The sequence below is a fragment of the Paracoccus sp. L-17 genome (genome assembly GCF_056857655.1).
Genome location: NZ_JBSXNM010000033.1, coordinates 143,024 through 149,023 on the forward strand (window position 1 = coordinate 143,024; position 6,000 = coordinate 149,023).

At 59.1% G+C, this 6,000-nt stretch carries 8 protein-coding genes; 7 read left to right on the forward strand and 1 reads right to left on the reverse strand.

The annotated features are described in order from the left end of the window. Positions 1 to 17: 17 nt before the first annotated feature. Positions 18 to 299 carry a hypothetical protein gene (locus tag AC13CR_RS07640; protein ID WP_482900570.1) on the forward strand — a complete coding sequence of 94 codons (282 nt, stop codon included), beginning with the start codon at positions 18 to 20 and terminating at the stop codon, positions 297 to 299. A gap of 80 nt (positions 300 to 379) precedes the next feature. Here the strand turns inward: AC13CR_RS07640 and AC13CR_RS07645 are convergent, their stop codons facing one another. Next, positions 380 to 1,777, reverse strand: a complete 1,398-nt coding sequence (locus AC13CR_RS07645; protein ID WP_482900571.1) for a hypothetical protein — start codon at positions 1,775 to 1,777, stop codon at positions 380 to 382. Between the two features lie 524 nt (positions 1,778 to 2,301). Between AC13CR_RS07645 and AC13CR_RS07650 the strand changes: the two genes are divergently transcribed. The 6 genes from AC13CR_RS07650 (at position 2,302) to AC13CR_RS07675 (ending at position 5,892) form a co-directional block, all read left to right on the forward strand. Continuing rightward, positions 2,302 to 3,015 carry a dCTP deaminase domain-containing protein gene (locus AC13CR_RS07650; RefSeq protein WP_482900572.1) on the forward strand — a complete coding sequence of 238 codons (714 nt, stop codon included), beginning with the start codon at positions 2,302 to 2,304 and terminating at the stop codon, positions 3,013 to 3,015. A gap of 78 nt (positions 3,016 to 3,093) precedes the next feature. Further along, positions 3,094 to 3,381 (forward strand): acyl carrier protein, encoded by a 288-nt coding sequence (locus AC13CR_RS07655; protein WP_482900573.1) that lies wholly within the window; start codon positions 3,094 to 3,096, stop codon positions 3,379 to 3,381. Beyond that, the gene (locus tag AC13CR_RS07660) at positions 3,378 to 3,758 is read left to right on the forward strand and encodes a helix-turn-helix domain-containing protein (RefSeq protein WP_482900574.1); all 381 of its coding nucleotides are present in this window, start codon (positions 3,378 to 3,380) and stop codon (positions 3,756 to 3,758) included. Before AC13CR_RS07655 ends, AC13CR_RS07660 begins: the two co-directional genes overlap by 4 nt. Continuing rightward, on the forward strand, positions 3,745 to 4,773 hold the full coding sequence (locus AC13CR_RS07665; protein WP_482900575.1) for an ImmA/IrrE family metallo-endopeptidase: 1,029 nt from the start codon (positions 3,745 to 3,747) through the stop codon (positions 4,771 to 4,773). The genes AC13CR_RS07660 and AC13CR_RS07665 overlap by 14 nt, the downstream gene beginning before the upstream one ends. Beyond that, positions 4,770 to 5,492 (forward strand): C1 family peptidase, encoded by a 723-nt coding sequence (locus AC13CR_RS07670; protein WP_482900576.1) that lies wholly within the window; start codon positions 4,770 to 4,772, stop codon positions 5,490 to 5,492. The genes AC13CR_RS07665 and AC13CR_RS07670 overlap by 4 nt, the downstream gene beginning before the upstream one ends. Beyond that, a complete protein-coding gene (locus AC13CR_RS07675) occupies positions 5,440 to 5,892 on the forward strand; it encodes a hypothetical protein (protein WP_482900577.1) in 453 nt (150 codons plus the stop codon). Before AC13CR_RS07670 ends, AC13CR_RS07675 begins: the two co-directional genes overlap by 53 nt. Positions 5,893 to 6,000 lie beyond the last annotated feature (108 nt).

Consider the following 6,000-nt stretch of genomic DNA (forward strand, 5'->3'; position numbering starts at 1 on the left):
AAGGGAATCCTCTGATCATGGACTATCCGGAAATTTGTAGGGAAGCTTTTGCTTTGATCGACGATGTCGGCAACGGAGCTTTCAACAACGAGTTCAGTGAACGTGGGACACTTGCCACGACTGTTGAGGTCGCCATGCCCGTCCTTGCGATCTTTCGTCAGTTGAACCCCGATGACCCGAGCTCGATTGCTGATGCACGGTCACGGCTTCTCAAGATCGCCTCGGCAGAGCAGGGCGTGTTCTCGCGCTATCCTGCACTGGCTGCATTTGCGCTTGGTGAAAGCATAGTCATTCAGTAGCTGCCAGCGAGTGCACAAGACAGTTAAGCGAGGCAAAGGTTTGCCTCGCTTGTTCGTTGCAGACGGAGCAACACTGATCGCTAGCCAGCCTGATCGCTACCCATTCTCTCCCGGATACGACGCAACAGCTCTTTGTCCGTTGGGTCGGCACCGTTCATGATCGCCTCCACCTGACGGAGGTGCTGCGAGGCACGCCTCAAGTCCCGCGGAATGAGTGCTTCAGTTCTTGTTCGGGCTCTGTCCTCAACAACCTCGTGCCCTTCGTGAACAGCCCACCCGATGAACCCTCTTTCGAAACGTTCTTTCGTTTGGTCGTCCAGGCAAAGCTCTTGAGCTGGTTCACCTTCTCGTATCCGGAGAACCTGAAAGCCTCGATGAAACCCGCCCCGCCAGTTCTCTTGTCGTTGGCCGGATCTTTGCGACCTCTTTGGCATCGGGGTCAGCGCGACCTTCAGGTAGATATCCGGATCGTCAATATTGATCAGGGCCAAAGCTAGATCAAGCGGCTCGCCAAGTGTGCTGTGCGTCCAAATGTTGTGATCGAGGAGGTAGTCATCGCCTTCGTGCGCCCAGTATTCGCCGTCAGGAATCCAGAACATGGGCCGATCATCGAGCAGGTCCGGCGTCGCAAACCCAATTGGTTTCCAAACCTGCATGAGCGGCTGGGACAACCTGAACCGGACGCTCCCATGTTCCATGAATTGTTTCTGGCCGAGATGGGGGGTCACTGCCGATAGCAGGCGCAACGCCAGATCTAGATCGGTGACCGACGGCGTATCGCCTTCATCAAGAAGGACCCGCACCCCCTGAGATGCATGGCTTTCGTCGGGCGTACGCCCATAAAACTCCGGAATAGACAGCACGCAATCGAAGGGGCCAACAACGATCCGAAGCGCACTGCAAGCATTCTGCGCCAAGGTGGGGTACAATTCGATGGAGTTCAGGTTTTGGATTGCGTTGAAGACGAGTTGCGCAACGACCGGTTCAAGGTCCGATGCATAGGCTTCGGCGATGCCAATGGCTTCCCCACGATTCAAGATCAGTTTTGCATAGATGGACGCCTCGCTGTACCCATTCCCTTCCACGACGCTGAGTTCTAATCCAATGATCGGATCGCCTGCGTGCCGCATCGCAAATAGGGGGCGGATTTCTTCGACCAAATAGGCGAGGTCAATTCCATTCCCGGTGTTTTTCACTTCGGCCAATCGCGCGGGTAGTTCTTTGGCGCTTCGATTGATCGCGGGGACGAAACTGGTGTTCGGCCCCGTCTGTAGGTTGGCTCGCTTGGATTGTTTTGCTTTCAGCGCGCCCCAGTTTGAGCCCGGGGAGATTGCGGCGGCAAGATCGTTCAAGAGTGTCAGCTTAGTGGGGCGATTTTCGCCGGTCCATCTTGCCAGAATTCGGTCGACGCCTTTTGACAGGCATTCGAGCTTGATCGGGAAGGTCTCGGCTGACTGCACATCAGTGTTCAGGTTCATTTTGCTCACTCCTCTGGCGTGCCTCCGAGTCCAAATTCAAGCCGTGGGCCCTATAGCAGGAGTCGGAAAGCGCGCAGCTGATTGAGCAAACCGATGAGTGTCTAGAAGCTCGGCAAACCAGGATCCAATGGGCCCGGATCAGGTTCGCTGGGTTGGCTTCCACCTGCTGCGCCGACCTGTACTTTACAGCGCGCCAGCCCCAAGTGAGCCGGGTCAGAGTACATTGGCATAGGTCGACAAGCAACCACCTGTGCGGTGCCAGTCAGTTCACCATAGGCGCTGACGCGCCTCGAAGTTGGTCCCTCGACCGCTAACGGAAGTGGATCTTCTTGCCGCACATCGGCGACCGCTGGCCTGCGGTTCGTGCAAAGGTGCAGCGTATTATGCACTAGCCGACGATGATTCTTGCTTTGTCGAGGACGCTGCATGCTCGATACAACCAAGCTTGTCGGGTGGCTGAATGAGATTGGCCAAGATATCGTGGAGCGGACAAACGTGGATTTCAGCGAACGAGGGGAGCAGATATGGCGTTCTGGAGCGGAGAGACCTTAAAGGAAAAGCTGCCGCAGTTGGTTCAGCCCTACGACGAGAAGGCGATCGACTGCGCCGCCTACACTTTGCATGTTGGCAGTGAAATTTATGTCAGCCCTGACCACAAGGTTTCAGATCCGACGCGACATGCCAAGAAACGCCTCGCCGCAGGTGAAGCCTTTACCATCCCGGCGGGGCAGTTTGGGTTTCTCACCACCGCGGAGCAGGTCACCGTACCAGATAACGCCCTTGCCTTTATTTCGATCAAGGCTCGCCTGAAGTTCGGAGGGCTGATTAACATTTCGGGATTCCATGTCGATCCCGGCTATCAAGGGGAGCTGCTGTTTTCGGTCATGAATGCAGGGCCAAAACCCTTGCATTTACAGCAGGGACAACCGCTGTTCCTAATTTGGTACGCTGATCTTGATCGGGCTACGACGGAAAAGAAGAATGGTCCGGGCTTTAAGGGTATTGACCCAGTTCTTCTCAATGGCATCAGCGGCGAAATCCTGTCGCTGCAGAGCCTTTCTGATGAGCATCGAGACATGGAACAACGTCTGACCCGACAGATTCAAGAGCAGGATACCAAGGTTGCGAACCTGGAGGTGCAGGTTCGGTGGTTTCTTCGTTTCGGAACCGCGATTCTTATCGGCCTGGTGGGCTGGGCCCTGAGGGAGTGGATAGGTTCGCCGCCACCGTCTCCCTAGTGTCCTTCGAGTAGCCCTTGTCGGATATTCCGACACATGCTATATATGTGTCGGATTTCGAGACATAGGAGGTGCTCGATGACTGTTCCGGCCGCGACGATCGAAGCGATTATCCGCGACGAGATTCAGTGCGCGCAAAACGACCGGCCCACGCCGAAGGCAGGCTGGGAACCGCATGTCGACTCGCTGGTCATGGTGTCGATCGCGCTGCGGATCGAAGAGGAGTTCAGCGTGAAGCTGCCGGAGGCGGTGATGCCGCCTGGTGGGTTCGACGATGAGAACCTTTGTGTCTCGGTGTTTACCCAACATGTCATCAAGCTGCTGGGCGCGCAGCAGAAGCAGCCCGAAGGAGAAAAAGTATCATGACCGCGGAACGGATCGGCTTTGCAGGCAGCGGGAACGAGAATCTGGCGCTCGGCGGCAAATTGCGCGAGGCGAGGGAGTATCTCGGCCTTAAGCAGGAGCAGGTCGCCCGGCACATGGCATTGCCGCGAACAGCGGTTTCGGAGATCGAGAATGGCCGCCGTGGGGTCAGTGCGATCGAGCTGACCAAGCTGGCACGTCTGTATCAGCGTCCGGTGGCCTGGTTCACTGGCGATGAGGCTGAGGCCGCTGTGCCCGCCGATGTTGCCTTCCTCGCGAGAACGGCAAGTGCTCTGTCGGACAATGACCGACAGGAATTGCAGCGGTTCGCCGAGTTCTTGCGCACCAAATCGAAAGTGTCGGGCGATGGTCAGTCGTAGCGAACGCGAAGCGATCCTGCGCGGCATCCGCGGTGCAAAGCGCTTGCAGCGTGATCTGGGTCTGGACCAAGGCGCTGCGCGCGCGCAGCGGGTGGATGTCTTCGCCAGCATCGCCCGGATGGGTGCCATGCTGATGTTCCAGCCGCTGGAGCCGCTGCTTGGGGCGTTTGTCCGGGAGGGCGGGAATGCCGGCATCATCCTGAGCACGAGGCGACCGCTCGGCATGCAACGGTTTACAGCTGCCCACGAGCTCGGTCATCTTGCGCTCGGCCATGATCCGCATGCGGATGATGAAGGTATCCTGCGGCGGGCGCCCTGGGCTGGTGACGGCATGGGCGGCGTGCCCGTGCCGCCGGAGGAGCGGGAAGCGGATGCTTTCGCATCCTATTTTCTGCTGCCGCCCTACCTGATGAAAGAGCAGATGGCGGTGCAGGGCTGGGAGCCACATCATTTCGAGCACCCCGAGACCGTGTATCAGGCGTCCCTTCGGTTCGGGACCAGCTACCGTGCCACCGTGTTCGCCCTCGAACGGGAACACGTCATCGGTCAAAATCTCGGCCAGCAGCTTCGGCGCGCCGAGCCGCGCGATCTGAAACGAGCATTGCTTGGAGATTTCGATCTGCAGAACGCACAACGGATGGATGTCTGGCATCTGACAGAGCGCGATGAAGGGGCGGTCATCGAGGCGAGCCGGGACGATCTGTTCCTGCTGCGCCTCAGAGAAGACAGCGGCGGCGGTTATGTCTGGACCTTCGACGAGCTGAGCGAGGCGGGTTTTGTCATCCTCCGGGACGGCCGCGAACCTGTGCCGGCCGGCCGGATCGGCACGCCGACGGTGCGCCGTGTACTGGCTCGGGCGGAGCGGCCGGTCGCTGGTCAGCTAACCGTCCGGGAGGTGAGGCCCTGGGCACCGGACGACGACCCGCAACTGCTGACCCTTTATTGCAGGACGGCGACCAGCGATGAGGCCGGTCTGTTCGAGCCGCAGCGCGAGGAGCTGCTGGCAGCCCAATGACACTGCATATCGTCAAAGACTTGAGGCCCTTTCTCGGCCCTGTGCGCGATCAGGGCCGTAGGCCGACCTGCCTGTCCTTCGCGGCCTCGGCCGCGCACGAACATGCACGGGGTGCCCTGGAGCCGCTAAGCGTCGAATGGCTTTACTACCACGCGGCGCAACTGGCGGGGACCGGGCCGGATGATGGTACGACTCTGCTGGATACACGCCGGGCATTGCATCAGATCGGACAACCCGAAGAACCGGCATGGCCATATCGCGGTCAGTTGACGGCTCGTGGCACCTGGGTCGCACCGCCAATCGGATCGCCGCTTTTCCGATGCGGCTCGAGCCAATGCGATCCGGTGATGGCGCAGGTTCAGACGCAACTGGACCAAAGCCAGCCAGTAGTTCTGGCGCTCTTTGTTTCATCGACCTTCACAACGTCGGGCAACTGGCTGCATACTGATGACGAGATCATCTTACCTGAGGATGGAGAGGCCATTGATCGCGGTCGCGGTCATGCGGTCGTCGCCGTGGGCTATGGGCGCTTCGGTGGAGAACCGGTGATGCTGCTGCGAAATTCATGGGGCACGGGGTGGGGCAGGAACGGCCATGCTTGGGTGCCGGAAAGCTATCTGGCGCGCCGCCTGTTCGGCGGTTTCAGTATCTGCGAAGGAGATGGAGATGTTCTACAATCCGATGCCGGCGGCCGCCACGCCAGTACGCGCGTGGGCTGAGGCGGCAGACCGCCTTCGCGCTGAACCGACGCTCTCGTTGGGCGGGTTGATGCTCCATGTTGAGCAACCGCTTGCCATGGATGCTGACGAAGAAGCCGTCGTCGGCCTGGTCGACGACTTTCTGCGGCGCCATGACAAGCACCCCATCGTGACGGTGGCCAACACGATCTTTCCCTCGAGTTTGGATCGCGGCGACGGAATAGATCGACTGCGGGAGCGCTATTTGCCGATCTATCAGCGCCGGATGTGCCGTCAGGGTGAGTGGGGGCGCTACTTCGAGCGCATGGTGAATTGGAAGGACCGCGAGGGCGGGCATCGCGACCAGATCGCGGAAAACATCCGTATGCTCAAGGACGCGCGGGAAGGTCGTTTGAACCGCGCCGGGTTTTCCGGAGGCTGATTTGTCTTAGTTACGCGGCCATGTCTGATCTTTCCAGAGCGGCATAGAAGTTTGCCTCGGCCTCTGCTGGCGGGATGTTACCGATGGGTTCCAGCAAGCGTCTGTTGT